This is a genomic window from Streptomyces sp. AK02-01A, from assembly GCF_033795305.1.
Classification (GTDB): Bacteria; Actinomycetota; Actinomycetes; order Streptomycetales; family Streptomycetaceae; genus Streptomyces.
The window spans coordinates 20,774-46,615 of the sequence record NZ_JARBAE010000027.1 but is presented as its reverse complement, the minus strand read 5'-3'; the positions used below and the strand labels follow the sequence as shown (position 1 = coordinate 46,615).

Here is a 25,842-nt window from a genome sequence, read left to right as displayed (position 1 = left end):
GGACACGCGCTAATCGGCGAGCACCTCCTCGCGCAGTGCGGACAGGAAAGAGGTCCAGGCGCCCGCGGAGAAGGACAGCGGGGCGCGGCTCACGTTCTTGGAGTCACGTACGGCGAGGCCGGCCGCGCCGGTGCGGGCGGTCTCCACGCAGTTGTTCATCCCGGTACTGCGGCTACTGCGCCGCCAACTGGTCGTCAGGACCGGGGGAGTTGTGGAAGGAATGGAGTCTGAGTTCTGGGCGGAAGGCCCATCGGGGCGAGCGGTCATGATGCTCCCTACGCGCCGTCACCGATCCCGGCGATGAGATCCAAAGAGTCCTCGGGCGAGAGGGCACGCGCCTGCATCGTGCGGAATGCCGCGTCGTACGCCTCCAGTTCTTCTTTCCGCTCCAGATAGATGCTATTCGTCAAGTGGTCGAGAACGACCAAATCCAGATCAGTAATGCCCGGAAAGGAGAAGATAACGAAAGGTCCGGTGAGTCCGATGTAGCCGCCGGCGGTGAACGGCAGTACCTGCAGGCGCACATGAGGGAGACGGGCCAGCTCCACCAGCCGCCGTAGCTGCTCCCGCATCACCTCGCGGCCGCCCACCTCGCGCAGCAGTACGGCCTCGTCGAGCACGGCGTTCAGCTCCAGCGGTCTCGCGGCGCGCAGCGCCTCCTGGCGGGCGAGCCGTACCTCCACCAGGGAGTCGACCGTCGCGGCCGGCAGACCTTCCAGCGCGGCCAGTGTCATGGCACGGGCATAGCCGGGCGTCTGCAGCAGGCCGGGCACCACAGAGGTCTCCAGTGTGCGCACGGCGCGGGCCTGGGACTCCAGGCTGAGGAAGTCCCGGTAACCGGGCGGGATCACACCGTCGTAGGCCTTCCACCATCCCGGCCCGCTGCCCGGTATGCCCGCCAGAGCACCCAGCAGCGTCCGCAGTCGCGGATCGGCGATCCGCAGCGCGTCGAGCAGGCCGGTCAGGTCCGTCTCCTTCAGCCCGCTGACACCCGTCTCGATACGGCTCACCTTCGACTGGTGCCAGCCGAGCAGCCGCGCCGTCTCCCCGCTCGTCAGCCCCGCGCTCCGGCGCAGCCTGCGCAATTCGTCTCCGAGCCTGCGTCGGCGCACCGCCGGAATATGCCGCATGACCGAATCACTTCCTCTTCCCCGTGCCGCCTGTCCTCGCTCGCGCCATTCGGAGACGCGGCGGAGAAGCTATCTTTTCGGGGCTCAAATACGGTCTCGCGTAGCAGAGTTCACCGCTACGAGCGACAGATATATGCAGATCTCGGTGGATCGGCTCTGCGAACGGCCCGACAAGTGGCAGTCTGACGCGGAGCACAGTCCGAGGCCGTCCGCGCAGTCATCCGCTCTGTGCCGGAGACCGGCCCGGCGGGAAAGGGACGGCGACTTCATGGCAGACCGGCAAGAAGCATCCATCACCCTTCCGAGCGACCCCGCGGCCGTACCGGCGGCGCGAAGATATGTCGCGGACCTGCTCACCGAGTGGGGACTGCCCGCTGACGCGGAGACCGCCGACACGGTCCGGCTGATCGTCTCGGAGCTGGCGACCAACGCCGTTCAGCACACGTTCGGCCAGTCGCCCACCTTCACGGTGGAAATCCGGCTCGACCGTCATGAGGAGCTGCGCCTCGGCGTCACCGACAGCCATCCGGGCTGGCCGCAGCGGCTTCCCGCGCCGGTGCAGCAGGACAACGGCCGAGGCATGGCCATCATCCGTTCGCTGACCGCCGAGTACGGCGGCCGGCTGGTCGTGACCCCGACCGCGGAAGGCGGCAAGACGATCTGGATCACCCTGCCGTGGACGGCGGCCCCAGCCCAGAGCTGATCCGAGGACCGGCCCGGAGCCGCCAGGACGGGAGGGAGCGCCCGTGGAGGCGGCGCGTGGATCCGACGCGTCGTCAGCGGGCGCTCGGCTGCGGGGGGCTCCCCCGCGCCCTCAGTTCACCCGGCCGTACCAGACGCTTCGGGACCAGATCCGTTCCAGCCGCACCACGGCGCCGGTCTTGGGCGAATGCCAGATCTTGCCCCGGCCCGCGTAGATGCCGACGTGGTAGATGTTGCTTCCGTAGTGGAAGAACACCAGATCACCCTTGCGCCGGTGGGAGGGTGAGATGTGGCGGGTCCGGTTGTACTGCTGCTGCGCCGTGCGCGGGAGTCTCTTCCCTACTCTCTTGTAGGAGTAGAGCGTCAGCCCCGAACAGTCGAAGCGATACGGCCCGGTGGCGCCGTACTGATACGGCGACCCCTGTTTGGAGGCGGCGATCCGCAGTGCCTTGGTCGCGTGGCCGGGGACCGCGTTGGCCTCGTCGGCGGCGCTCGGCACCAGCATGGTGCCGCCGACGGCGGCGAGTGTAAGGACCGATACGGCACGGGTCCGTGAGAGCAAAGACGGGACATGCGTCTGCGCGGTCATGCTCAACCCTTCGTCAGCCGCTTGTGAAGGATGACCTGTCGGGTTCGGACAGGCGAAGATGCCCGGCCGCGCAAGCGGCTTCACCCCGAGGAACGGCCACAACCCGGTCGTCCCGTCACGCTTGGGTCCTCCACTCCTGCCGATCCACTCCTGTCGACCAGTCATCCGGTACGGCGGCAGGACTCAGCGTCCGCCCGGACCGCCTCGCCGTGGTGGCGGGGGCTTGTCGTCTCAGGGATCTTGACGCGGAACCGGTGCGTTTCGGTGACGAAACGACGATATGTGAGTCTCATCACGTCTGACCCATACGGGTGGTCAGTCAACGGTTGATGACGGAGTGTCGGGGTTCGTCAGGGCCTGTAGCTGCAAGGAAACCGGCGCCGCCTCGCGCGTCCGGCCGCTTCGCGCAACTTGAGCGCCCGATCTCGGCCCGCGCCGTGATACGCCGAATGAGGGAGCCGTTCCCGTACGGGCGCGTCCGTATGGGAGGGACACGCCGTCAAGTCGCGTGTCCGGGAGGCATGGTGACCCTCCCGGCCCGCCGCTCTCCGTCCAGTACGCGCAGCGCGCGGGCCAGAGTCGCCGTGTGCAGCTCGGTCTCGCCTCTGGCGTGCATCGCCGTCAGTGCGTCCCGCAGCTCGGCCACCCGTGCGGGCAGCGCCTGCGCCGCGCGCAGCGCACTGTAGGTGTCCGAGCCACGGGCCGGATTGATCCGTCCCAGCAGGTCGACGACCTGGAGATAGCTGTCCACGACGTCGCCCTCGGCGCGGGTCAGCGCGGGCAGCGGCGGCAGTTCCGGTGGCGGCATCGGCGATTACCGCCCGCCTGGAGAGCCGGCGGGACCGGGGAAGGCCGCGGACGTCTTCCGGTTCCGCACCACATGATCGACCAGGCCGTACGCCTTGGCGTCCACCGCGTCGAAGATCTTGTCCCGCTCGATGTCCTCGCTGATCCGCTCCGCGCTCCGGCCGGTGTGGCGTACCAGCAGCGATCCGAGCAGCGAGCGCTGCCGCAGGATCTCCTCGGCCTGGATCATCAGATCGGACGGCTGGCCCATGACCGGCTCCTCGACGGCGGGCTGCTGGAGGACGACACGGGCGCCGGGCAGCGCCATCCGCTTTCCCGGAGTGCCGGCGGCCAGCAGCGCGGCGGCGGTCGAGGTGGCCTGGCCGAGGCAGGTCGTCTCCACGTCGCAGGTGACGAGCCGCATCGTGTCGTAGATCGCGGACATGGCGCTGACCGAACCGCCCGGAGAGTTGATGTACAGGCAGATGTCCTGGTCCGGCGCGGCGTACTCCAGATGCAGGAACTGCGCGATCACATCATTGGCCGCGGTGTCGTCGACGGCGGTGCCGAGAAAGATGATCCGCTCCGCCAGCAGCTTGGAGTACGGATCGAGGGTGCGGGTGCCGTGGCTTGTGCGCTCCGTGAACTCGGGCAGGACGTAGCGGGCCGAAGGGCCGTTCATGGCGTACCTCTCCTCATGCGCGGTCTCTGTAAAAAATGTACAGGACGTACAGGCCGTTATGATGGGGAGCATGGCCTACGAGATTCCGGTGACGCAAGCCCGGGCAGAGCTCGCCGATCTGATCAACCGCGTGGTCTACGGCGGTGAGCGAGTGGTTGTGACCCGGCACGGCAAGCCGCTCGTCGCGCTGGTCTCCGCCGCTGACCTGGAACGACTCGAAAAGGAACAGGAAGCGGCCGAGGAGCAGGTGATCAGTTCCGTCTCGGCGATCCGCTCCATGCCGTCCGCTCCCGGCGAACGCCGCCGCTTCGGTATCGCGGCCGAGCACCGTTCGGAGCGGCGCGAGGAACACCGGGGACCGGATCACCGCTCGGAACGCCACGGCCCCGAGAACGGTGAGCGTCCCGCCGGCCACGGACGGTGACGCCGTACGGACGCGTCCTTCCGCTCCGTATACGACCCAGTGCCGCCGCAGGTGAGCGCGAGATCAGTTAACGCGCCGGAAAAACTTCCGCCCTAACGTGCGACGTCCGGCCGTAAGCTGCCCGCTCGCGGCCCGACGGAGTGTCGAAGCCGGCTCGACTACCGCTGTGCCCGGCCGCCACCGGGCCGGAGACGATGAGGTGGAAGCGTGCAACTGACCCCGCACGAACAGGAACGGCTGCTCATCCATGTGGCCGCGGACGTGGCGGCCAGGCGCCGGGCGCGTGGACTGCGGCTCAACCATCCCGAGGCGGTCGCCCTGATCACCTCGCACATCCTCGAAGGCGCCAGGGACGGCCGTACCGTCGCCGAACTCATGGCATCGGGACGTCAGGTGCTCGGCCGCGAGGAAGTCATGGAAGGCATCCCCGAGATGATCCACGACGTGCAGGTGGAGGCCACCTTCCCGGACGGCACCAAACTCGTCACCGTCCATGACCCGATCGTCTGACGGGAGAGCGACCCCGATGATTCCCGGAGAGATCGTCTACGCCGAGGGTGCGATCGCCCTCAACGAGGGCCGCGAGGTCACGCGGCTCACCGTCCTCAATACAGCCGACCGGCCCGTCCAGGTCGGCTCGCACTACCACTTCGCCGAGGCCAACCCCGGACTCGAATTCGACCGGGCGGCGGCCCGCGGCAAACGCCTGCACATCGCCGCCGGCACCGCCGTGCGGTTCGAACCCGGAATCCCCGTCGACATCGCACTCGTTCCCCTCGCCGGTCTCCGCACCGTGCCGGGCCTGCGGGGAGAGACCGGAGGACCTCTCGATGACTGAGCTCTCCCGCGCCGCCTACGCCGACCTCTTCGGCCCCACCACCGGCGACCGGATCCGCCTCGCCGACACCGATCTGTTCGTCGAGATCGAGGAAGACCGCTCGGGCGGACCCGGACTCGCCGGCGACGAGGCGGTCTTCGGCGGCGGCAAGGTGATCCGGGAGTCGATGGGCCAGTCCCGTACGACCCGGGCCGAAGGCGCGCCCGACACCGTGATCACCGGCGCGCTGATCATCGACCACTGGGGGATCGTCAAGGCCGACATCGGTGTACGGGACGGCCGGATCACCGGAATCGGCAAGGCCGGCAACCCCGACACCATGGACGGCGTCCACCCGGACCTGGTCATCGGCCCCGAGACCGAAGTCGTCGCGGGCAACGGGAAGATCGTCACCGCGGGCGCGATCGACGCGCATGTCCACTTCATCTCGCCGACCGTCGTCGAGCAGGCACTCGCCACCGGAGTGACCACGCTCGTCGGCGGAGGCACCGGACCCGCGGAGGGCACCAAGGCCACCACCGTCACACCGGGCTCCTGGCATCTCGCCAGGATGTTCGAGGCGCTGGAGACGTTCCCGGTCAATATCGGCCTGCTCGGCAAGGGCAACACGATGTCGCGCGACGCGATGCGCGCCCAACTGCGCGGCGGCGCACTCGGATTCAAGATCCACGAGGACTGGGGCGCCACACCCGCCGTGATCGACGCCTGTCTGAGCGTCTGCGAGGAGACCGGTGTCCAGCTCGCCATCCACACGGACACCTTGAACGAGGCGGGCTTTGTGGGCGACACCCTCGCGGCCGTCGCCGGGCGCACCATCCACGCCTACCACACCGAAGGCGCGGGCGGCGGGCACGCTCCTGACATCATCACCGTGGTCTCCGAGCCCCATGTCCTGCCCAGCTCCACCAACCCGACCCGGCCGTACACCGTCAACACCATCGAGGAACATCTCGACATGCTGATGGTCTGCCACCACCTCAACCCGGCGGTGCCGGAGGATCTCGCCTTCGCGGAGTCCCGGATCCGGCCCTCCACCATCGCGGCCGAGGACATCCTGCACGACCTCGGCGCCATCTCGATCATCTCGTCCGACGCCCAGGCCATGGGACGTGTCGGCGAGGTGATCATGCGTACCTGGCAGACCGCGCACGTCATGAAGAAACGCCGCGGCGCACTGCCCGGCGACGGCCGCGCCGACAACCACCGCGCCCGCCGCTACGTCGCCAAATACACCATCAATCCGGCCGTCGCCCAGGGACTCGACCGGGAGATCGGCTCGGTCGAGACCGGCAAGCTCGCCGATCTGGTCCTCTGGGATCCGGCCTTCTTCGGTGTCAAGCCGCAGCTTGTCATCAAGGGCGGACAGATCGCGTACGCGCAGATGGGTGACGCCAACGCGTCCATCCCGACCCCGCAACCGGTGCTGCCACGCCCGATGTTCGGCGCGCTCGGCAGGGCCGCGGCGGCCGGCTCGGTCAACTTCGTCGCGGAAGCCGCGATCGAGGACGGGCTGCCCGAACGCCTGGGCCTGGCCAAGAGATTCGAGCCGATCGGGAACACCCGCCGGATCACCAAGGCCGATATGCGGGAGAACGACGCGCGGCCCCGTGTCCAGGTCGACGCCGACACCTTCACCGTGACCATCGACGGCGAACCGGTCGAGCCGGAGCCCGCCGCCGAACTCCCGCTGGCCCAGCGGTACTTCCTCTTCTGATGCGCCCGATTTCCAGAGGTCACCGATGAGCCGTGCGGCGCTGCTCGTCCTCGCCGACGGCCGGTTCCCGGCCGGCGGTCACGCCCACTCGGGCGGCGCCGAAGCGGCCGTCAGAGCGGCGCGGATCCGTGATGTCCAGGACCTGGCGGCCTTCTGCCGGGGCCGGCTGCACACCACCGGGCTCACCGCCGCGGCGCTCGCCGCCGCGGCGGCCGCGGGCCTGGACCCACTCGAACTCGACGAGGCGGCGGACGCCCGCACACCGTCCGCCGCGCTGCGGGCGACCGCCCGCAGACTCGGCCGGCAGCTCATGCGCGCCGCCCGCGCCACCTGGCCGGGCCAGGAACTGGACGCGCTCGCCGCGGCCCGTCCACGCGGTGCGCACCAGCCGGTCGTGCTCGGCCTCACCGCACGCTCCGCCGGACTCGCACCCGAGGACGCGGCGCACTGCGCGGCCTACGAGACGGTCAGCGGACCGGCCACCGCGGCCGTACGGCTCCTCAGCCTCGACCCCTTCGACGCCACCGCCGTCCTCGCCCGGCTCGCCCCGGAACTCGACCAGGTCGCCGAGCGGGCCGCGCTCGCGGCCAGGGAAGGAATCGACGCGCTGCCCGCCGCCTCCGCTCCGTTGCTCGACATCATGGCCGAGACACATGCGGCCTGGCCCGTACGGCTGTTCGCCTCCTGATCCGACATCCGCCACCGACTCGTACCGCCCAGACAGGAGCCGCACCATGCACCTCGACCACACACCCGCCGGCCCGGCGGCCGTCAGCGCCGACGCCGTACGTCCCGACGGCAGGCGGCGCGCCCTGCGCATCGGCCTGGGCGGGCCCGTCGGCTCCGGCAAGACCGCGACCGTCGCCGCGCTCTGCGGCGCCCTGCGCGACCGGCTGTCCCTCGCCGTCGTCACCAACGACATCTACACCCGTGAGGACGCCGAATTCCTCCTCCGGCACGCCGTTCTGCCGCCCGAGCGCATCCAGGCCGTCGAGACCGGAGCATGCCCGCACACCGCGATCCGCGACGACATCTCCGCCAACCTCGAAGCCGTCGAGGATCTGGAGGACGCCGTCGGACCGCTCGATCTGATCCTCGTCGAGTCCGGCGGCGACAATCTCACCGCCACCTTCTCCCGAGGGCTGGTGGACGCCCAGATCTTCGTGATCGACGTGGCGGGCGGTGACGACATCCCGCGCAAGGGCGGTCCCGGCGTCACCACCGCCGATCTGCTGGTGATCAACAAAACTGACCTCGCTCCTCATGTGGGCTCCGACCTCGGCCGGATGGCCCGCGACGCCAAGGAGCAGCGCGGTGATCTCCCGGTCGTCTTCACCTCGTTGCGGAACGGATCCGGCGAGCCGGGAGTGGCGCCGGTCATGGACTGGGTGCTGGCGCGGCTCGCCGCCTGGACCGCATGAGCGTCCGCGCCACCGCACGTATCGTCGCGACCCCGGCCGGGCTGCCCGTACTGACCGGCGACGGACCTCTCGCGCTGCGCCGCACCCGGGCCGCCGGACCCGGCGCCCGGGTGACCGTCGTGGGCGCGATGAGCGCGCCGCTGGGCGGCGACCGGCTCGCGATCGAGGCCGAGGTACGCGACGGGGCCCGGCTGACCGTGGACGCCGCCGCGGCGACCGTCGCGCTGCCCGGTCGCCCGGCCCGGGCCGGTGACGCGCCCGGTCACGCCCGCTACGACGTGCGGTTGTCGGTCGGTGAGGGAGCCGAGCTGCGCTGGCTCCCGGAGCAGCTCATCTCGGCGTACGGCAGCGACCTGCGGATGCGTACCAGCGTCGAACTCGCCGCCACCGGCCGCCTGGTGCTCCGTGAGGAGCAGATCCTCGGCCGCCACGGCGAGCCGCCCGGCACCCTTCTCACCCGGCTCACCGTCCGCCGCGCCGGACGCCCGCTGTTCGACCAGGAACTTGCCTACGGCCCCGGCGCACCGGGCGGCTGGGACGGCGGAGCGGTCCTCGGCGGACACCGCGCGGTCGGCCAGCTTCTGATCGCGGGACCGGAGTTCGAGGAGAAACCGGCCTTGCCCCGGGTGCTGAGCGACACCGCGGTGCTCACTCCGCTCGCCGGACCCGGCGTACTCGTCACCGCGGTCGCGCCGGACGCCCTGGGCCTGCGGCGCGTACTGGACGAGGCGCTGCTCACCGAGGGCCGCTGACGGGCCGTCATGGCCGGAGTAGCCGCGTACCGCTGAACGGGACCACGGGTTCCGGTTATCGATCGGGTAAAGAAACACCGAAGTGATCTGTTCTCAGGAACCTCTCGGGCGGGAGGATCCCGGGAAGCACCACCGAACAGCGTTGCCCAGCGCAGCGCACCACATTGGGGGAGGTTCCACTTGAGACGCACAGCAGTGCTCGGCTCGGCCGGTACTCTGCTCGCCGGCGCGCTCATAGCGGGCGCGATCGCCGCTCCGGCGGCCACCGCCGAAGGCCGTCACCACGGCGACTCCGCGGCGTACGGCGCCACGGTGGCCGCCGAACGGGCCGCCAAGAAGGGCATCGACTGGCAGGACTGCCCGGCCGACTGGGCATTGGAGAAGCCCATCCAGTGCGGCTGGGTGAGCGTCCCGCTCGACTACGCGAAGCCCAACGGCCGGCAGATCAAGATAGCCGTCGACCGTATCGGCAACACCGGCAGCACGAGCGAACGCCAGGGCGCGCTGATCTACAACCCGGGCGGCCCCGGCGGCTCCGGCATGGCGTTCCCGCGCCGGGTCGTCACCAAGAACGCGATCTGGGCCGACGCGGCGAAGGCATACGACTTCGTCGGCTTCGACCCGCGTGGAGTCGGCCACTCGTCCCCCATCTCCTGCGTCGATCCTCAGGAGTTCGTCAAGGCGCCGAAGCTCGACCCGGTCCCGCACAGCGAGGCCGACAAGCGCGCCCAGCGCAAGCTGGCGGCCGAGTACGCGGACGGCTGCAAGGAGCGCAGCGGCTGGATGCTGCCGCAGATGACGACGCCCAACACCGCACGGGACCTGGATGTCATCCGGGCCGCGCTCGGTGAGAAGAAGCTCAACTACCTGGGCGTCTCCTACGGCACCTACCTCGGCGCCGTCTACGGCACCCTCTTCCCGTCGCACGTACGGCGCATGATCGTGGACAGCGTGGTCAACCCGTCGAAGGAGAAGATCTGGTACGAGGCCAACCTCGACCAGGACATCGCCTTCGAAGGCCGCTTCCTGGACTGGAAGAAGTGGGTGGCGCAGAACGACGCGACCTTCCACATCGGCACCACGGCCGACAAGGTCCAGCGGAATTACGACAAGCTCCGCGCCGCCGCCAAGAAGGCGCCGTTCGGCGGCCTCGTGGGCCCGGCCGAGCTCGACGGGCTGTTCCAGAGCGCCGCGTACTACGACTCAAGCTGGGTGCCGGTCGCCAGCACCTGGAGCAAGTACCTCGCCGGTGACACCCAGGCGCTCGTCGACGCGGCGGCGCCGGACCTGTCCGACATCCAGGGCAACATCGCCTCGGAGAACGGCAACGCGGTCTACACCGCCGTGGAGTGCACCGACGCGCAGTGGCCCACGAGCTGGCAGAAGTGGGACCGGGACAACACCCGCCTCAACCGGGACTATCCCTTCCTCACCTGGGGCAACGCCTGGCTGAACCTGCCGTGCGCCACCTGGGGCGTCAAGCAGCAGACCCCGGTCGAGGTCAAGACCGGCAAGGGCCTGCCGCCGGTGCTGATCACGCAGTCCACGCGTGACGCCGCCACGCCGTACGCGGGCGCTGTCGAGCTGCACAAGCGCTTCAAGGGCTCGCGTCTGATCACCGAGCAGGACGCGGGATCGCACGGCATCACCAATCTGACGAACCCGTGCATCAACGACCGGGTGAAGTCGTACCTGCTGACCGGCGCGCTGGACAGCCGCGATGTGACCTGCGGCCCGCACGCCACACCCAAGCCGTGAGGCTGAAGCGGTAGGAGCCGGACAAGGGGAGGGGCCGACCGGTCGGACCGGTCGGCCCCTCCCTTCGGCATGCCGGTCCGGCCGGCCGCGACATCACCTCGCTCAATGGCCGTGCCGCTCCAGCCAGTCGTCCTCCGCCGCGTAGCCGAAGAGGTCGCCGTGCGCGCCGTAGTTCCGGGCCATCTCCGGGAAGGCGTCCTCCCACCGGCGGCCGCGCAGCCGTCCGGTGAGCCATGCGACGGTCTCGGGCAGAGACTCGGTATAGCCGGTGACGGCCCGGTAGCCCAGCTCCCGTTCGGCGGCCGTCATGTCGTAGACGACAGGATGACCGGTCCCCCAGGGAGTGCCGCCGATGATCCCGTCCGGAGGCGGACCGTCCACCAGCACGGTCTCGCTCTCCACTCCCATCACCGCGTCGATGGCCTCGCCGATCGCGGCGACGGCAGGCGCCTCCGGGTCGGCCGCGTTGAGCACCCGGGAGCCGGGCCGGGCCGCCGCCAGTCTGATCAGCTCGGCGAGGTTGGCCACATGGACCGGATGAAAGACGCTCCGGCCGCCGTACGCCAGCACCCGCCGGCGGCGGCCGTCCAGTGCCCGCTTGACGAAGTACAGCTCGCGCGGCGTACGGCTGTACGGCCCATGGATCGCGCCGGCCCGCAGCAGCGTCACGGGCAGTGTGTCGCCCGCCGCCAGGAGGTCACGCTCCAGCCGCACCTTTCTCGTACCGTACGTCGCCTCGCCCGGCGCCACCGTGTGCTGGGTCTCCGGGATCGGCACCGGATAGCGCGGAAAGCCGTCCGGTGCACCCTGGGTGTCGAAATTGCGGCCCTGATCGTCCTCGTACACCGCGCCGCTGGACATGACGACCGCCGAACCGATCCGGTCCGCGAGCCCGGTCAACTGCCGTGCGTGCGGCCGTCCGTAGGCCACCAGGTCCACGATCACATCGCAGCCGTCGCCCACCACCGCGGCCAGCGCCTTGTCGTCCTCCCGGTCCAGCCGCAGCGCCCGCACCTCCTCGGGCCAGCGCTCGTCCCTGCCGCCGCCGCGCGAGGCGGCGCGCACCTCCCAGCCGTCCTCGGCGAGAGCCCGTACCGCGACCCGCCCTGTCTGTCCTGTCGCGCCGATCACTACGGCGTTTCCCCTGCTCATAGGAGTGATGCTAGGGCGTGTTTCGGAAGTAGCGCCGTCCGCCCGGAGGGCGGGGCCCGCGGCGTCTGGTGCGTGCGGGCGCAAGGCGGAGGATCGGCGTCGTACTGGACGTACTCCGACGACTCCGACGACTCCGACAACGCCGCGAGCGCGCGTGCCAGGCGTCGCGTGCCAGGCGGGACTTTCGAAACACGCCCCGGGGCCGGGCAGAGCGCCGCGCCCAGGGCCTTTCGCCGATGGCGGATCCGCTCTCAGCGGTGGCGCCGAGGGAACTTCTTCGCCTGCTCGGCCTTGACCTCGGCCGCGTAGCGGTCCACATACTCCTGCCCGGACAGTCCGAGGATCGCGTACATGATCTCGTCGGTGACCGCGCGGACGGCCGCCTTCTCGTTCTCCAGGCCGGCGTAGCGCGAGAACTCCAGCGGCTCACCGAAGCGGATCGTCACTCGCTTGATACGCGGGACGACCTGCCCGGGAGGCTGGATCTCGAAGGTGCCGACCATGGCGCACGGCACCACCGGCACCTGGGCCCTGATCGCCATCACCGCGACTCCGACCTTGCCCTTGTAGAGCCGGCCGTCGTGCGAGCGGGTGCCCTCCGGATAGATGCCCAGGAGCTCGTCCTTGGCCAGCACGCCCAGCCCCTCCCGGATCGCCGTCCGTCCGGCCTCCTTGCCCGACCGGTCCACCGGGATCTGTCCGGCACCGCGGAAGAAGAAGGCGGTCAGCCGGCCCTTGACACCGGGCCCGGTGAAGTACTCGGCCTTCGCGAGAAAGGTGATGCGCCGCTTGAGGATCGCCGGCATCAGAAAGTGGTCCGAGAAGGACAGATGATTCCCCGCGACGATGGCCGCGCCGTCCGCCGGAATATGCTCCAGGCCCTCGATCCGAGGCCGGAACAGCAGTCGCAACAGAGGTCCCAGCAGGACGTATTTGAGGACGTAATAGAACACGGGGGAGCGCTCCTCACTGGCCCGACCGGCTCCAGGGCGGCGTTGTCCCAGGTCAACCGGGGCTCCGGTGGACGCAAGTGTATGTGCAGGTGTCGTCCGCTGTAACCGTCTCCGGGCAGGCCGACGCCGGCCCAATGCCGAGTTGCTGATGTGGCGTCGCTTCGGTCGGGTCGGTCGGGTCGTGGGCTTTACGGCGGTCCGTAAGTCAGGCGGCCGCTACGGCGGTCAGCGTGTTATCGACAACGACCCGTTCCGCGCGCTCGTTGTCGAACAGCACAATGGGTGTTGCGAATCCAAGGGCTGTCCCGTAATCCCCGGGAATCGGCCGGGTCAGCCAACCGGCGTGGCGGCGACGACGCTCTCGCCGGGAGCCAGCAGGGTCAGCCGGTCATGGAGCCCGGCCTCGGCGAACGCCTCGGCCAACTCCGGCGCACCCTCGGTGAAATGCCGCCACATGTCGAAATGCACCGGCACGACATGCGCCGCGTCGAGAATCAGCGCGGCCCGCGCGGTCTGGCGGCCGGTCAGAGTGAGGTAGCCGTCGATCAGTCCCGTCCGGCCCGCGCCGGCGAACAGCACCGCGACATCGATCCGGCGGAAGCGCTCCGACACGGCGCGCACCACGTCGAGTGAGGCGTTGTCGCCGCACAGCGTCGACCGGGCCGACCTCGTCCGGTCCGAGCGCGGACGGCGCGGTCTTGGCGAGCACCCGGCCCGGCCCGAGGTCGTACTCCCGCGGTTCGTCGAAAGTGGGGTCCGTGATCAGACGGACACCGCCGATCTCCAGGATGGCGGTGGGCCCACCCACCGATTCGATCCGGATACCGCCGCCGGTGCCTTGCCGTGTGTCCATGACGCGTGGTGCTCCTCCGCGGTGCGTAGGACGCGACGGCCCGGACCGGGCCCCGGCCGTCGCGGGCGGCTACGGTGGAAAGCCTCCGACTTCCCATTTTCCGCGCGACTTCCGCGCGACGCATCGACACAGGAGTACCTATGGACGCGAGTGCACTGGCCTCCGGGCTCTTCCGGATTCTTGAGACAGGCGATCCCGCGCTGGCGGCCGAGGTCGTGTCGGAAAGCAATCACAATCGAGAAGCGACTGTATCGCCGGCGGCTTGCCGGATACCGGGTCCGGCGGGCACCCTCGCGTCGAGCGCGTGGATGCGCTACGCCTTCAGCGATTTGCGTTTTCCCATTCTCGGAATCGCGGAAGGGACGGACCAGGTATGGGTACGGCTGCGTATGCAGGGGCGGCACACGGGGCCATTCGTCCGATTCCGGGAAGGAAAGCTCGACCAGGCCATTCCGCCCACCGGCCGGGACATTGATTTCGAACAGGTGCATATGCTGAATATCCGGAATGGTCAAGTGGCCGGTCATGAGGCGCTGCGGGACGACATCACCATGCTCGGCCAGCTCGGCGTCTTCCCTCCGGCTCCCGCCACCGTCGCGCGCATGCTCGCCTGGCGCGTCTCCGGTCGCGCGGCCCGTGCCGCCGCCGAGGTCACCGCACGTGCCGCCGAGGCCGCCGCGCGCATACAGGAGCAGCCGGTCGCCGGCGGCTGAAAGCGCCACGCGCCTCGGCGCCGCCCGGCCGAGGTCCTCGTGGCGGGATCCCGGATTCAGAGGCCACGGCGCCATCTTCCCGGCCGGTTTCGCTGACAGGGGTCATAGGCGTCCGTCGCCATAAGCGCGCGCAGATGCTTGAACTGGCCCTTGTTCCTTACGGCGAGGTCGCCGCCGCTGATCCGCTGCCACTGGCCGGCGACCGGCCAGTGGCAGAGCTGGGAGCGGATGCCCTTCTCCCACGCCTGCCAGACCGCGTCCGAGACCATGCACATCGACCGGAGATCGGCCTCGTCCTCACAGAGCCGGAGGTAGAGCAGGACGGCGTGCTGCTGTGCGTCGTTGAGCTCGCCCGAAGGTCCGTTGACCATCGCTTCCTTGGGAAACCGGTCGATGATGTTCCAGTAGCGGGCGAGATAGAACTGTTCCGTCTGCTTCACATGATGCTTGCGGGCCCAGATCCCGTTCAGCGCGAGTGTCACCACCGCCACCGCGACGGCTGCCACCGTTACCCATGTCCCCGCAGTCACGGCGCTCCCCCCGGCGGTCGTATTGGCTGCCCGTCAAGGATCATGCCTCCGGTTCGGCGTGCCATGCCTTTGGTGCGTGGGCGGTTGCCCGCGAGGGTCCGCGCGACGGGCACGCGCACGGCCGGACGGCACGCTCAGAACGGGATACGGAGGGCCAGCAGCGCGATGTCGTCGTCGGTCGGCGAACCGCTCAGGATCTCGTCGCAGAGAAGTTCGACGGAGTGCCGGGCGCCGGTGGCGGCGCTGCGCGCGAGAGCGTCGATGTTGTCGCCGATGTCCGTCCCGGGCCGTTCGACAAGGCCGTCGGTATAGAGGAGGAGCGTGGAGCCGGCCGGCAGCTCGGCCTGGCCCTCGGCGTAGTAGAGCCCGTCCATCGATTCGATGATCGCTGTTCCGGCGATCTGGGGCAGTACTCGGGCACCGTTGACGGGGTCGAGGAGCAGCGGCGGTACGTGCCCGGCGCTGGCCCAGCGCAGCCGCCAGCCGTCGGGGCCGCGAGTGAGCTGCCCGTAGACGAGCGTGGTGAACGCGGTGATCGCCAACTGGGTATTGACCGCGGCCAGACGCCGCAGAGTGGCGGCCGGGCCGTCGGGCCGGTCCAGCGCGAGCGCGCGCAAGGTGGCCCTCATCTGTCCCATCGAGGCGGCGGCGTTGATGTCGTGGCCCATGACATCGCCGATGACCACGGACAGTCCGTCCCTGTCCTTGTGGTCGAACACGTCGTACCAGTCGCCGCCGACCTCGTCGTGGCCGGCCGGCTGGTAGCGGGCGCAGATCCGCAGCCCCGGCACCGTCGGCGGCGCGGTGAGCAGGCTGCGTTGCAGGACCAGCGCGGAGTGGCGGGTGCGCTGGTAGGACATGCTCCTGTCCAGCGCGAAGCCGGCGTACCGGGTGATCTCGTTCAGCGCGGCGAAATCGTCCTCGTCCCACCGCGGCCGCCGGTAGTAGGTGCCGAACGCCACCATCGCGACCACCTGGTGTTCGACGACGACCGGGGCGAGGGCCAACTGACAGAGCCCGTCCGCGAACGCCTTGACCATGTCGGACCGGTACGACCAGTCGGGAGGCGACGACGCGTCTATGTACGCACAGAACATCTCGCCGCGGCTGATCGCCTGCACGAGCGGATCGTCCGCGCGGCTCCAGCGCACACGCGCGGCGGGGACGGGCAACCGGCTCAACCCGGCATCGGCGGCGACAGCGACCCGCTCGGTGATCAGCGGCAGCGGCGGCGTCCGGCCCGGCGGGAGCGGCTGACTCAGCAGGTGCACCGTCGAGAAGTCCGCGAGGCCGGGGACGGCGACGCGGGCCAGTTCTTGAAGTTCGGCGGCCGGATCCAGACTTCGGTACAGCGCGGCGCCGGCCTGCGCCAGCAGCTCACGCCGCTGGGCGCGGCGCTCGCTCTCCACCCGGACCTGCACCCGGTCGGTGACTTCCACACCGGCCATCAGCACGCCCCAGCTCCCCAGGTCGCGGTGGATGGGGGCGTAGGAGAAGTCGAAGTACCGCTTCCGGGCCTGTAGCTCACCGGGCCAGCGCAGGGTCATTGGGTCATCGTATTTTTGGATCACCTCGCCGGTCTTGAGCACCATGTCCAACCGGGCGTTCACTTCTTCCGGCAGTTCGGCCAGTGCCTCGGCCCAGGGCACTCCCAGCGGAAGGTCACCGAAGATGTTCCGGAAGCCGGCGTTGAAGTACTCGATGATGTGTTTCGGACCGCGGGCCAGTGCGATCGCCGCGGGCGCGGCGTCCAGAGCGGTGAGCAACTGCTGGCGCCGGTCGATGTCCAGGTACAGGACGATCTCGCTGATCACGGACTCCGCGAGGGCTTCGAGGGCCCGCCGGTCCATCGGCCGCCACTGGTGCGGCCGGGTGTCGGCCACACTCAATGTTCCGAGCAGTTGCCCTTCGGGATCACGCAGCGGGCACTCGGCGTACGCCCGGTAGGCGAAACGCGCCGCGAACGCGGGATTGCTCGCCGTGTCATCGATGTAGAGAGGCACTCCGGCCGTGAATGACTCCAAGAAGAATCCGGCCTCGAACGACTGAGCCCGTTCCGAGGCGAGCCACTCCACCGCTCCGAAACGGCCGACCACATATTCACGTCTGTCGCCGACCATGATCACGGCGCCCGCCGCGGAGTCCAGCACCGTCGCCGCCAGCTCCGCCAGCCGGTCCAGGGACTCCCGTACGGAGTGGGCCATCGGAAGGACCCGGTTCACGGCCGCCAGCCGCGCCGGGTCAGTCACCAGCTTCCAATCGGACACCGAGGTCGAGTCTACGGGACAGCCTCTTGACCAGATGTTTTCCTATTCCGTCCGGCGGGCGGTTCCGTGGTTCAGGTCCGTGCCGAAGAGAGCGGTCAGCCGATTGCCGAGAACAGGAGCCATGGCCTCGGAATAGGCTTCCGTCATATGGCTGTCGTCGCGATAGGCGATGGTATTTCCCACGACCACGGGACATTCTCCGGCAGGAGTGCACAGCCAGGGTTCCGGGTCGATCACCGAGGTGCCGGCGGACTTCGCCGCGTCCCTGGTCGCGTTTCTCCGGGTCTGGTCCTGAATCGCGTCGGGCGCATGATTCGCGCAGCGTTCCAGTCGCAGCGGATGCGAAGCCGCGCAGTCGACGGCATCGACCTTCGGCCATGGAGTGTCCAGGATGGCCGTCACTCGGGCACCGCTTTTCGCGAGTGCCTGAAAGGTTTCCCGGAATCCATCGGTCCACCCTTGCAGCGGATCATCCATGGCGCGCACCGGGGTGCCCGCGTCCGAAGAGGAGACGATCACCAGGGAGGGGTGGAGCTCATTGATCCTGGCGACCGCCTTGCTGCGCCAGGTGTCACAGGACTCGTAGGGCTTGCCGCTGCTGACGATGGTCACCGCCGCTACTTTGCACGATGCCTTCGTCAGTGAAATCAGTTTCCATCGGTTCTCCTGTGCGAGCCGGTCAAGCGCCGGAAACCACTGGGCCGCGTGGGAATCACCGAAAAGCACAACGACTTTGTCCGAGGAGCGGTCTCCGTACACGCACGGAGGTGTCTCCGTGCTCGCGTAATTCACATGACATCCGTCCCTGTAGACGGCGGACTTGGTGTCCTTCGTCTTGGTGAGTGCCGGTGTGAGGTTGCTCGGCAGGCTCGTACCGGGCGATTCCAGCAGACGCGTCAGACGCGCCTCCGGATCCGGCGCTGTCGCGAGAGTGTTCTTCAGCGAGGGCGCGGGCACACCGGAGCTGATCGGCGGCGGGAAAGCCGCCGCGACCAGGGCCGCCACCGCGGCGCCCGCCGACAGGCCGAGGCCAAGTCCCAGTGCCCGGTTGGGCCTCCCGCGGAACGCGCTGTGAAAGCGCACCGGATTCTCGACGAGATGGAGAGTCGCCCATGCCAGCAGCAGGCCGATCGCACAGAGTGCGAGCGCGAGCGGCACGGTGGCGGGTCTGCCCAGCGTCATCGGGCCGATGACCAGAAGCGGCCAGTGCCACAGGTACCAGCCGTAGGACAACCCGCCGAGCCACGCCACCGGCCGTCTCGCGAGCAGCCACTGGGCACCGAGCCGAGAAGGAGAACAGCCGCCGGCCAGGACGAGCGCGGCTCCGAGGACGGGCAGGGCCGCGTAGTACCCGGGAAACGGTGTGTCGTCGTTGAACCAGACCGCCGACAGCAGCACGCAGGCCAGGCCGATCCAGGTGGCCGGCGCCGCGACCGTGGTGGAAAGCCGCTGCAGCCGTGTGACGGACAGCGCCAGCAGGGATCCGACGCCCAGTTCCCAGATACGGGTGTGCGATCCGAAGTACGCCCAGGAGGCCGAGCTCTCCGTCGTGAATACGCTCAGTCCGAACGAGACCAGGCAGAGCACGACAAGCGGCACCGCCACCAGCCGGCGTCGCCGGCCCGGCCGCCAACTGAGAAGAAGGAGGAGCGGCCACAGCAGATAGAACTGTTCCTCGACGGCCAGCGACCAGAAATGCTGGAACGGCGACGGCGGACTGCCCTGCGCGAGATAGTCCGTACCACTGAGCGCCAGCCGGAAGTTCACCGCGTAGAGAGAGCTGCTGAGCGCGTCGCCCACATACTCGGTGAACCGAACCTTCGACAGGAACAGCCAGGCGCCGCCGAGAGTGGTGACGACGACGAGTGTCGAGGCGGGAAGCAGGCGCAACGCCCTGCGGGCGTAGAACTTCCGGATCGATATGCCGCCCGTGGTCGAGAGCTCGCGCATCAACAGCGAGGTGATGAGAAAGCCCGAGATCACGAAGAAGACATCGACACCGACATAACCACCGCTGAACCGTTTGACCCCGGCGTGCGAGAGGATGACCAGTGTGACCGCCAGAGCGCGCAGCCCCTGGATGTCGAGTCGCACCGGATGTTTTGTGACGCTTGCGTCGCGCGGCGGAGTGTGTACGCCGGTGAGAGGCGGTGCCTCCACCAACTGGCCATGGGACGGGGTCTTCAAGGAGTCTCTCCAGAGCCGACGGAACGCTTCTCACGTCATGGACTGTCCGGCCACTTCGAGCCGTTCCGGTGATCCCTGGCACAAGGAATCCGGGTGTGACGAGTGGCTCGTACGAGGACGATCCGCCGCTTCGCGATCGTACGCAGCAGTCGCCGCGGCCCCGCTCTCGGGGGCGTCCGCAGTCTGCGCCCACTACGCGTCGAGGAGATGAACGGGGTACCGTGGAATTCGGAAATCCGCACTACAGGCCAGTTACCTGAGCCATCCAGCGGAAGGCCGGACTGCGCCGCGGAAAATTCGAGGTGAGGTCGCGACGCGATGAGAGACGCCGATCAGCACGGCTCGCGGAGTGGGAGGTCCGACACCGACGGGCCGGGCGGCCGAGCGGCGCTGCAGCGGCTGTTGCATCGCACTGTGCGCGAGACGGTGACACACCTCGACGCCGTGATGGGCATCGTGTACTTCCCGGAAGAGGACCTCCAGGGGCTCGGCGCGATGATGATCGTCGGCACTCCACCGGCGATTTTCTCGATGCCGGAACGGATCCCGGCCGGCTCTTGCTATGCCACGTCCCATGCCTTCCAGAACCAGAACCTGGCGGTGAACGACCAGCCGCGGCTCAGCCTCGCCGACGAACAGGCGGTCGGACTCTTCTCCTACTCCGTGGCGGCCATGCCGATCACGAGCGAAGGTGACCAGTTCGGTGTGCTGACCGTCCTCAGCAGACCGTCACGCGAAGGCATACTGCCCAGGGCCACCGAGAGGACCTGGCTGAAGGACCAGGCCGACGGGCTCGCACGCGACTTGGTGCCGTTCGCCGAGCGCGGCGTTCCGCTTGTCGCCGACCTGCGGCCCACGCTCGTGCCGTTGTACGGGAAGAATCCGCCGGCATCCGCTTCCCGGAAGTCGGAGTGGGGTCTGACCGACGCACCCGGATCGGCCGGCCTGACCCTCATGTACCAGGTACGCAAGCTCGCCATGGTACTGAACCGGGCACTGACCACCGAAGACGTCACCAGCGCCGCCAGAACGCACATCATGGAGCCCTTCGAGGCCGAGGAGATGACACTCACCGTCGTGAACGACGGCCGTCTCTGGGTCGTCGGCCACGGCGGCCGACTGTCCGAGCCCGTGCGGCGCTTGCACGGCTCCAGTGTGAACGAGAAGAGTCCGACGGCGGACACGCTCTGCGCGCGGCCCATGTTCCTTCAGGACAGCACCAGTAAACGCGCCCTCTACCCCGATATGCCTGATGACGGCTGGGCATCCTGGGTGTATCTCCCTCTCAGAGGGAGCAAACGGTGCATCGGTGTCTGCGGTCTGAGTTTCGGCGAAACACGCCGCCTCACGGCTGATGAGACATCCGTGATGATGATGATGGCCGACATGCTCGGGTCGGCTCTCGAACGTGTCCGCATGAACGAGAACGAACACGCGCTCGCACAAAGCCTGCAGAAACGGCTGCTTCCGCGCACGGTGTCGGAACTGCCGGAAGTCACCGTGGCCGCCCGGTACTTGCCCGCGGATTCCTCCAGCAGGGCGGGAGGCGACTGGTACGACGTCATCAAGCTGGCCGACGACCGGATCGCGTTCATCGTGGGCGATGTGGAAGGCCACAGCATCGAAAGCGCGGTGGTCATGGGCCAGGTGCGCACCGCGATCCTCGCCTACGCCTATGAAGGCCACGAGCCCTCGGCGATAATGGAGCGCGCCAGCAGACTCCTCAACGAGCTGGACACCGAACTCCTCGCGACCTGCTGTGTCGTTTCCCTGGACGCCACGACCGGCGCCGCCACCTGCTGTCTGGCCGGACATCCGCCTCCCGTGTCACGCGGACCGAACGGGCACATCTACGCGCTGGACGCGATCCCCGGCTTCCCGCTGGGAATGCACCCGGTGCCTCCCTATCAGAGCTATGAGACCGCGATCGAACCCGGCTCCCTGCTGCTCCTGTACACGGACGGACTCGCCAGTGGGCAGCTTTCCGATCCTGTCACCTACGCGCAGAAGCAACTCTCCTCCCTGGCCCGTGATGTCGATCAGGATCTTGAGGAGAAAGCGGACCGGATCATCACCACCGCTCCGAGGGCCGACGCGCGGCATGACGACGCCGTGGTGCTCCTCGCGTGCTACGAAGGAGCACTGCTCGGCCGGCAGCGGCGGATCTGCCGCCTGGGAATCCAGCAGCGAGACCTCCGTGGCGTGGCGGCCGCCCGTAGATTCGTACGGTCGCAGCTCAGAAGCTGGGATCAGGAAGAAGCGGCGGAGAATCTGGAGCTCATCGTGTCCGAGCTGACCACCAATGCTCTGATTCATGCCGACAGCGATGTCGAACTGCGGCTGCGTGAATTCGCGGACCGCATCAGGCTGGAGGTGAAGGACTACGACACGGCGCCGCCGGTCCCTTCCTTCGTGGTCACCTCCGAAGAGGAGAGCCGGCAGGCCGAGCACGGTCGCGGCCTTGTCATCGTCGACGCGCTCGCCTCCGCGTTCGGGACCGTGCCCAACGGCCGGGGCAAGACCGTCTGGCTCGAACTGTCCACGCCTCTGACCGAGGACTCGCACACCGGCGACTGAGGTCCGATGCTCTCAGTCGCTCGCGAGCGCCGCGCGCTCGATGCTCGCCGCGTAGAGCGGGGTCTCACGACTGTTGTGATCGCTCGACGCCGTCTGCCGGTCGTGCGCGGCCTGCTCGAACGGGATGTCGTGCTCCTTGATGAAGGCGAGGAACTCCTCCGTGGGATGCGCGGTCACCGAGTTGAGGTACATACAGCGAGCGTCGTCCACGGACCGCACGCTCAGGTCCCAGATCACCTGCACCTTGGTACGACCTGCCGGAGAGAAGACATCGGACAGGGACACCATCCGGCAGTGGTCCCGCCCGGTGATCTCGCCCACGTAGTGCTGGATCATCAGAGCGGTGCCGATCATCTCGACGTTGATCGACATCGGACGGCCGTCGTCGGTCGAGGTGGCGCCGGCGGCGATGTGGTCCGGCGGCGCGCAGCGCTGATATTCGGCTTCGGGAAGGCTGAACAGCCACCGCGCGATGTCCACCTTTCCCACGGGCGCGTTGATCACGTGAGCGTAGGCGGACTGGGAAAGAACCAGGTCCGACCGGACGTCTGACATGAGCATTTCCTTATCCTCTTCTCCGCCACGGCCGAGTGTCGGTACGGGCGCCCTCACCTGCAAGTTTCCCACCGGGGCTGGACCCTCGCAGCCCGGCGAACGAAAGGCCCGGCCGGCGTCGGATCCGCTTGTCCCGGTGCGCGGTCACGGGCTCACCGCGATGCCGTACGGGCTGTCGCCGACGGTGACGGTCGCGACGATCTCGCGGGTCCTGGGGTCGATGACCGTGAGCGCGTCCACGCCCTGGTCCGTCACATAAACGGCGTTCCTGGTGACCTCGACGTTGAACGGGTCGGTGCCCGTCGAGCCGATGGAGATGTTCGCCGAGACCCGGGAGGCACCGCTGTCGATCACGGACAGCTTTCCGGGCCCGAGAACGGCGACGTAGGCGGTCCCGCCGTCGGGGCTGACCGCCACGTCGAACGGGCCTTCGCCGACCCGTACGGTCCGTACCTTGCCATTGCCGGTTCCGACGACGGAGACACTCGCCGCCGCCTCGTTGGCGACATACGCCGTTCTGCCGTCCGGGCTGATGGCGACGCTCACCGGGGTGCGGCCGGCGGCGAGTTCGCGGGTGACCCGGGGCTCGCGGGTGTCGATGACGGACAGCGTGCCCGACCCGGCGTTCGCGACGTACGCCCTGGCACCGTCCGGGCTGACCGCCACGCTCACCGGAGAGACGCCCACCTTGACGGTCGCCGCCACGCGGTTGGTTCCGGTGTCGATCACCGACACGCTGTTGGAGCCGCCGTTGGTGACATAGAGACGTCTGCCGTCAGGACTCAGAGCGACGCCGGTGGGCTCCTTGCCGACCGCCACCGTCTTGACGATCTTGTTGGTCCGGGTGTCGAGCACCGAGACCCGTGCGGAGCCGTTATTGGCGATGTACACGCGCTTGCCGTCGCGGGCGACGGCGACGCCCTCGGGCGCGGTGCCCGCCGGCACGGTCGCGATGACCTTGTTACTGCGGGCGTTGATGACCGAGAGCGTGTTGTCGAGCTGGTTGGTGACATACACACGGCCGGTGTCGGCAGGACCGGCCGCCGCCGACGGCGCCGGGGCCGACCTCGTACACGACGCCAGCAGGACCGCCGCGCCGACCGCGAGTACCGGCCGCAGCCGCCTGGGCCGTCGCCTTCGGCCGGCACCGGCCCGGCTCTCCAGAGGGTGACGCATCTCGCCTCCTGCGTACATCGCGATGGTTCGGTCGCTGTGCCGGGCGGGCCGCCCGCTGTCGATCACCGGCGGACGGACATCAGGCGAGGAGGCCGCGCGCGTAGTAGTCGTTCTTGTCCCGTACGCCGGGCAGGGCGAAGAAGTAACCACCGCCCCGAGGGCTGATGTACGGCACCAGAGCCTCCGTCTCCAGCCGGGTCTGCATGGCGATATACGTGTCGAGCTCGCGCTGGAAGCAGACGAACGCGTGCCCCATGTCGAGCTCCGGCACATTGGGACTGCGGTCGTAGTCGTAGCTGCGACGCAGGATGCTGCTGGTCGACGCGGTCTCCGGAGTCTGAGGATTGGCGAGCCGGATATGGGAGTTCAGCGGGGTGATCAGGCCTTGCGGGTCATTGGTGTAGACGGGGTCGAGGAGATCCGACGCGTTCGCGGACACCGCGTACATCGGTGCGCCGCTCGCCTTGCGGCGGCCGAAGATCCGCTCCTGCTGGGCGACGGGCACCTTCTGCCAGGCCTCGACCTGGAAGTGGACGATACGGACGACGTGATAGGTGCCGCCGGCCGCCCAGGCGGGCTCATCGGTGCCCGGCTGGGTCCAGACCACTTGGTTCACCTGGGCGGTGTCATTGAGGTCCGGGTTGGCGATGCCGTCCTTGAAGCCGAACCAGTCGCGCCGGACGCCGTCCGGGCGCGGCGGATTGCGCTGGCCGTCGATACGCCAGCGCAGCTTCATCGCGCCTTTGGTGTGGGTCAGCAGGTCGATCAGCGCGTGCACGGTGTTGTCTCGGTGGTCGGCGCACAACTGGATGAGCAGATCGCCGTTGCTCAGAGCGGGGTCGAGATCATCGTGACGGAAGGGCCGCATGGTGATGAGCTGGACCGGCTTGCGCCCGCTCAGTCCGTAGCGCCCGTCGAAGAGAGAGGCCCCGGCTCCGACCGTCACGGTCAGATGGTTGGCCTGGATCCTGGGCCCGAGGATGCCGCTGTCGGAAGGCGCCGCGTTGGCGGACACGGCCGGTGGCGTTCCTCCCGAGGTGAGGAAGCGGGCTCGCTCGGTCAGCGTGACGAAGAGCTTGGTGAGTTCGGCCCGGTTCGAGACGGTCACGTCACAGGACACGAAGATCGCGTCCTGCTGCGGAGGCGTGGCGATTCCGGCCTGGTGGTGGCCGAAGAACGGGATCGTGTTGGTGCCCGCCCGGCGCGCGCCCGCGGCTTCCGCCCGGGACGCCTCGCCGCCCAGGACGCTGCCGCCGACCGCTCCGGCGACTCCGGCCGCCGTGCCGTGCAGAAAAGACCGGCGGCCGAGGGAGCCCGCCGGACACCCGCCGCCGCTCCACTCTTCGTCCTGGGCCAGGCGTCTTTCCTCAGTCATGGTTTCCCTCTCGGAAGGAGCCCGGTGACCTGTCTGTACGCGCGTGCCGTGGCCCGGCCGCCGGCGGTCGCACCGTTCATGGCCGGCAGCCGCTGGAACGGCGCCCGCCGGCCGGGGGAAAAGTCCCGACAGAGAGAAATATAGGCGCGAGGCGTCATCGCGCCACTCCGGTGAGTGAGTGCCCGGTCGGGTCCGGCGGTCACGCTCTCCCGGCGCCTCGCGGAGTACTGTGAAAGTAATGCGGGCATGCCGCCGTCGGCTGCTCTGCCCGGGGGTCACCTCGACGGCTGACGAGGTCGTCGTCACGGCCTTCTGGGAGGCGTGATCACACATGATCGCGGCTGATGAACCGGCAGTACGGACCCAGACCCACGCATGCGCGGCCTCGGCGGCATTGTCCCGCGCGGCTCGCGCCGGTGAGTCCGTGGAGCGTCGGCCCCGGGCCAGGAGCGTCGTCACGAGGGAAACGGGTGGAGCAACGACGTATGTCCGTGGCAGATGAGTCCTCGCAGACCCCGGTCGGAGCAATCGGCAGAGTCACCGTTCCGATCCCGGCCGACGGGCCCGGTGAGGTCCTGGTGTCCGTACGGGGCGGGTCCGAGGCGTACGCGGCCTGGGCGGACCGCCCGATCGGCAGGAATCTCCGCGTGATCGTCGTCGAATCGATTTCGGCGCGTTCGGTGATCGTGGAGCCGTTTCCCGCCTGAA

At 68.9% G+C, this 25,842-nt stretch carries 26 protein-coding genes and 1 riboswitch; of the genes, 12 read left to right on the top strand and 14 right to left on the bottom strand.

All coding sequences use genetic code 11. The annotated features are described in order from the left end of the window. Positions 1–9: 9 nt before the first annotated feature. Positions 10–267, bottom strand: coding sequence for a DUF397 domain-containing protein (locus PV679_RS23365; protein ID WP_416069781.1), 258 nt, complete (start codon positions 265–267; stop codon positions 10–12). 8 nt (positions 268–275) lie between these two features. Beyond that, positions 276–1,130, bottom strand: a complete 855-nt coding sequence (locus PV679_RS23360; RefSeq protein WP_319682321.1) for a helix-turn-helix transcriptional regulator — start codon at positions 1,128–1,130, stop codon at positions 276–278. Between the two features lie 268 nt (positions 1,131–1,398). Between PV679_RS23360 and PV679_RS23355 the strand changes: the two genes are divergently transcribed. Continuing rightward, positions 1,399–1,833, top strand: a complete 435-nt coding sequence (locus PV679_RS23355; protein WP_319682320.1) for an ATP-binding protein — start codon at positions 1,399–1,401, stop codon at positions 1,831–1,833. Between the two features lie 111 nt (positions 1,834–1,944). Here PV679_RS23355 and PV679_RS23350 read toward each other — a convergent pair whose 3' ends face one another. The 3 genes from PV679_RS23350 to PV679_RS23340 form a co-directional block, all read right to left on the bottom strand. Continuing rightward, positions 1,945–2,421: a C40 family peptidase gene (locus PV679_RS23350; protein WP_319682319.1), complete on the bottom strand. Its 477-nt coding sequence runs from the start codon at positions 2,419–2,421 to the stop codon at positions 1,945–1,947. Between the two features lie 2 nt (positions 2,422–2,423). Next, positions 2,424–2,610: riboswitch (cyclic di-AMP (ydaO/yuaA leader) on the bottom strand. 310 nt (positions 2,611–2,920) lie between these two features. Further along, positions 2,921–3,229: a hypothetical protein gene (locus tag PV679_RS23345; RefSeq protein WP_319682318.1), complete on the bottom strand. Its 309-nt coding sequence runs from the start codon at positions 3,227–3,229 to the stop codon at positions 2,921–2,923. 6 nt (positions 3,230–3,235) lie between these two features. After that, complete coding sequence (locus PV679_RS23340; RefSeq protein ID WP_319682317.1) at positions 3,236–3,889, bottom strand: ATP-dependent Clp protease proteolytic subunit; 654 nt, start codon at positions 3,887–3,889, stop codon at positions 3,236–3,238. 70 nt (positions 3,890–3,959) lie between these two features. On the opposite strand from PV679_RS23340, the gene PV679_RS23335 reads away from it, so the two are divergent. The 8 genes from PV679_RS23335 to PV679_RS23300 all read left to right on the top strand — a co-directional run bounded on the left by PV679_RS23335 (position 3,960) and on the right by PV679_RS23300 (position 10,796). Then, a complete protein-coding gene (locus PV679_RS23335; RefSeq protein ID WP_319682316.1) occupies positions 3,960–4,313 on the top strand; it encodes a type II toxin-antitoxin system Phd/YefM family antitoxin in 354 nt (117 codons plus the stop codon). Positions 4,314–4,520: 207 nt separating this feature from the next. After that, positions 4,521–4,823, top strand: a complete 303-nt coding sequence (locus tag PV679_RS23330) for an urease subunit gamma (protein WP_319682315.1) — start codon at positions 4,521–4,523, stop codon at positions 4,821–4,823. 16 nt (positions 4,824–4,839) lie between these two features. After that, complete coding sequence (locus tag PV679_RS23325) at positions 4,840–5,151, top strand: urease subunit beta (RefSeq protein WP_319682314.1); 312 nt, start codon at positions 4,840–4,842, stop codon at positions 5,149–5,151. Further along, complete coding sequence (locus PV679_RS23320) at positions 5,144–6,865, top strand: urease subunit alpha (protein ID WP_319682313.1); 1,722 nt, start codon at positions 5,144–5,146, stop codon at positions 6,863–6,865. Before PV679_RS23325 ends, PV679_RS23320 begins: the two co-directional genes overlap by 8 nt. Before the next feature lie 25 nt (positions 6,866–6,890). After that, the gene (locus PV679_RS23315; protein ID WP_319682312.1) at positions 6,891–7,553 is read left to right on the top strand and encodes an urease accessory protein UreF; all 663 of its coding nucleotides are present in this window, start codon (positions 6,891–6,893) and stop codon (positions 7,551–7,553) included. Positions 7,554–7,599: 46 nt separating this feature from the next. Next, on the top strand, positions 7,600–8,286 hold the full coding sequence (ureG, locus tag PV679_RS23310) for an urease accessory protein UreG (RefSeq protein WP_319682311.1): 687 nt from the start codon (positions 7,600–7,602) through the stop codon (positions 8,284–8,286). Continuing rightward, positions 8,283–9,038, top strand: coding sequence for an urease accessory protein UreD (locus tag PV679_RS23305; protein WP_319682310.1), 756 nt, complete (start codon positions 8,283–8,285; stop codon positions 9,036–9,038). Before ureG ends, PV679_RS23305 begins: the two co-directional genes overlap by 4 nt. Before the next feature lie 180 nt (positions 9,039–9,218). Beyond that, entirely contained in the window at positions 9,219–10,796 is a 1,578-nt protein-coding gene (locus PV679_RS23300; protein WP_319682309.1) for an alpha/beta hydrolase, read from the top strand. Between the two features lie 102 nt (positions 10,797–10,898). On the opposite strand, the gene PV679_RS23295 is transcribed toward PV679_RS23300, so the two are convergent. From PV679_RS23295 to PV679_RS36230, 3 genes are all read right to left on the bottom strand, one after another. Continuing rightward, positions 10,899–11,948, bottom strand: coding sequence for an NAD-dependent epimerase/dehydratase family protein (locus tag PV679_RS23295; RefSeq protein ID WP_319682308.1), 1,050 nt, complete (start codon positions 11,946–11,948; stop codon positions 10,899–10,901). A gap of 251 nt (positions 11,949–12,199) precedes the next feature. Further along, complete coding sequence (locus PV679_RS23290) at positions 12,200–12,901, bottom strand: lysophospholipid acyltransferase family protein (RefSeq protein ID WP_319682307.1); 702 nt, start codon at positions 12,899–12,901, stop codon at positions 12,200–12,202. 330 nt (positions 12,902–13,231) lie between these two features. Next, positions 13,232–13,513 carry an MBL fold metallo-hydrolase gene (locus PV679_RS36230; protein ID WP_416069780.1) on the bottom strand — a complete coding sequence of 94 codons (282 nt, stop codon included), beginning with the start codon at positions 13,511–13,513 and terminating at the stop codon, positions 13,232–13,234. 381 nt (positions 13,514–13,894) lie between these two features. On the opposite strand from PV679_RS36230, the gene PV679_RS23280 reads away from it, so the two are divergent. Then, positions 13,895–14,467 carry an ester cyclase gene (locus PV679_RS23280; protein WP_319682306.1) on the top strand — a complete coding sequence of 191 codons (573 nt, stop codon included), beginning with the start codon at positions 13,895–13,897 and terminating at the stop codon, positions 14,465–14,467. A gap of 56 nt (positions 14,468–14,523) precedes the next feature. Here the strand turns inward: PV679_RS23280 and PV679_RS23275 are convergent, their stop codons facing one another. The 3 genes from PV679_RS23275 to PV679_RS23265 form a co-directional block, all read right to left on the bottom strand. Beyond that, a complete protein-coding gene (locus tag PV679_RS23275) occupies positions 14,524–14,997 on the bottom strand; it encodes a hypothetical protein (RefSeq protein WP_319682305.1) in 474 nt (157 codons plus the stop codon). 134 nt (positions 14,998–15,131) lie between these two features. After that, a complete protein-coding gene (locus PV679_RS23270) occupies positions 15,132–17,264 on the bottom strand; it encodes a SpoIIE family protein phosphatase (protein ID WP_319682304.1) in 2,133 nt (710 codons plus the stop codon). A gap of 42 nt (positions 17,265–17,306) precedes the next feature. Continuing rightward, positions 17,307–19,358, bottom strand: coding sequence for an acyltransferase family protein (locus tag PV679_RS23265; RefSeq protein WP_319682303.1), 2,052 nt, complete (start codon positions 19,356–19,358; stop codon positions 17,307–17,309). Between the two features lie 411 nt (positions 19,359–19,769). On the opposite strand from PV679_RS23265, the gene PV679_RS23260 reads away from it, so the two are divergent. After that, the gene (locus PV679_RS23260) at positions 19,770–22,028 is read left to right on the top strand and encodes an ATP-binding SpoIIE family protein phosphatase (protein WP_416069779.1); all 2,259 of its coding nucleotides are present in this window, start codon (positions 19,770–19,772) and stop codon (positions 22,026–22,028) included. A 12-nt stretch (positions 22,029–22,040) separates the two neighbouring features. Here the strand turns inward: PV679_RS23260 and PV679_RS23255 are convergent, their stop codons facing one another. From PV679_RS23255 to PV679_RS23245, 3 genes are all read right to left on the bottom strand, one after another. Then, positions 22,041–22,583, bottom strand: coding sequence for a hypothetical protein (locus PV679_RS23255; protein ID WP_319682301.1), 543 nt, complete (start codon positions 22,581–22,583; stop codon positions 22,041–22,043). Positions 22,584–22,727: 144 nt separating this feature from the next. Further along, a complete protein-coding gene (locus PV679_RS23250; protein WP_319682300.1) occupies positions 22,728–23,759 on the bottom strand; it encodes a beta-propeller fold lactonase family protein in 1,032 nt (343 codons plus the stop codon). Between the two features lie 79 nt (positions 23,760–23,838). Next, positions 23,839–25,134: a Dyp-type peroxidase gene (locus tag PV679_RS23245; protein WP_319682299.1), complete on the bottom strand. Its 1,296-nt coding sequence runs from the start codon at positions 25,132–25,134 to the stop codon at positions 23,839–23,841. Positions 25,135–25,619: 485 nt separating this feature from the next. Between PV679_RS23245 and PV679_RS23240 the strand changes: the two genes are divergently transcribed. Beyond that, entirely contained in the window at positions 25,620–25,841 is a 222-nt protein-coding gene (locus tag PV679_RS23240) for a hypothetical protein (protein WP_319682298.1), read from the top strand. The last annotated feature ends 1 nt before the right edge of the window (position 25,842 follow it).

Excerpts from the sequence above, each read along its gene's own strand:
- PV679_RS23250 (WP_319682300.1), bottom strand. The coding sequence starts at position 23,759 with ATGCGTCACCCTCTGGAGAGCCGGGCCGGTGCCGGCCGAAGGCGACGG.
- PV679_RS23325 (WP_319682314.1), top strand. The coding sequence starts at position 4,840 with ATGATTCCCGGAGAGATCGTCTACGCCGAGGGTGCGATCGCCCTCAAC.
- PV679_RS23260 (WP_416069779.1), top strand. The coding sequence starts at position 19,770 with ATGAGAGACGCCGATCAGCACGGCTCGCGGAGTGGGAGGTCCGACACC.
- PV679_RS23305 (WP_319682310.1), top strand. The coding sequence starts at position 8,283 with ATGAGCGTCCGCGCCACCGCACGTATCGTCGCGACCCCGGCCGGGCTG.
- PV679_RS23360 (WP_319682321.1), bottom strand. The coding sequence starts at position 1,130 with ATGCGGCATATTCCGGCGGTGCGCCGACGCAGGCTCGGAGACGAATTG.
- PV679_RS23335 (WP_319682316.1), top strand. The coding sequence starts at position 3,960 with ATGGCCTACGAGATTCCGGTGACGCAAGCCCGGGCAGAGCTCGCCGAT.
- PV679_RS23365 (WP_416069781.1), bottom strand. The coding sequence starts at position 267 with ATGACCGCTCGCCCCGATGGGCCTTCCGCCCAGAACTCAGACTCCATT.
- PV679_RS23355 (WP_319682320.1), top strand. The coding sequence starts at position 1,399 with ATGGCAGACCGGCAAGAAGCATCCATCACCCTTCCGAGCGACCCCGCG.
- PV679_RS23350 (WP_319682319.1), bottom strand. The coding sequence starts at position 2,421 with ATGACCGCGCAGACGCATGTCCCGTCTTTGCTCTCACGGACCCGTGCC.
- PV679_RS23255 (WP_319682301.1), bottom strand. The coding sequence starts at position 22,583 with ATGTCAGACGTCCGGTCGGACCTGGTTCTTTCCCAGTCCGCCTACGCT.
- PV679_RS23345 (WP_319682318.1), bottom strand. The coding sequence starts at position 3,229 with ATGCCGCCACCGGAACTGCCGCCGCTGCCCGCGCTGACCCGCGCCGAG.
- PV679_RS23245 (WP_319682299.1), bottom strand. The coding sequence starts at position 25,134 with ATGACTGAGGAAAGACGCCTGGCCCAGGACGAAGAGTGGAGCGGCGGC.
- PV679_RS23320 (WP_319682313.1), top strand. The coding sequence starts at position 5,144 with ATGACTGAGCTCTCCCGCGCCGCCTACGCCGACCTCTTCGGCCCCACC.
- PV679_RS23340 (WP_319682317.1), bottom strand. The coding sequence starts at position 3,889 with ATGAACGGCCCTTCGGCCCGCTACGTCCTGCCCGAGTTCACGGAGCGC.
- ureG (WP_319682311.1), top strand. The coding sequence starts at position 7,600 with ATGCACCTCGACCACACACCCGCCGGCCCGGCGGCCGTCAGCGCCGAC.
- PV679_RS23295 (WP_319682308.1), bottom strand. The coding sequence starts at position 11,948 with ATGAGCAGGGGAAACGCCGTAGTGATCGGCGCGACAGGACAGACAGGG.
- PV679_RS23240 (WP_319682298.1), top strand. The coding sequence starts at position 25,620 with ATGTCCGTGGCAGATGAGTCCTCGCAGACCCCGGTCGGAGCAATCGGC.
- PV679_RS23280 (WP_319682306.1), top strand. The coding sequence starts at position 13,895 with ATGGACGCGAGTGCACTGGCCTCCGGGCTCTTCCGGATTCTTGAGACA.
- PV679_RS23315 (WP_319682312.1), top strand. The coding sequence starts at position 6,891 with ATGAGCCGTGCGGCGCTGCTCGTCCTCGCCGACGGCCGGTTCCCGGCC.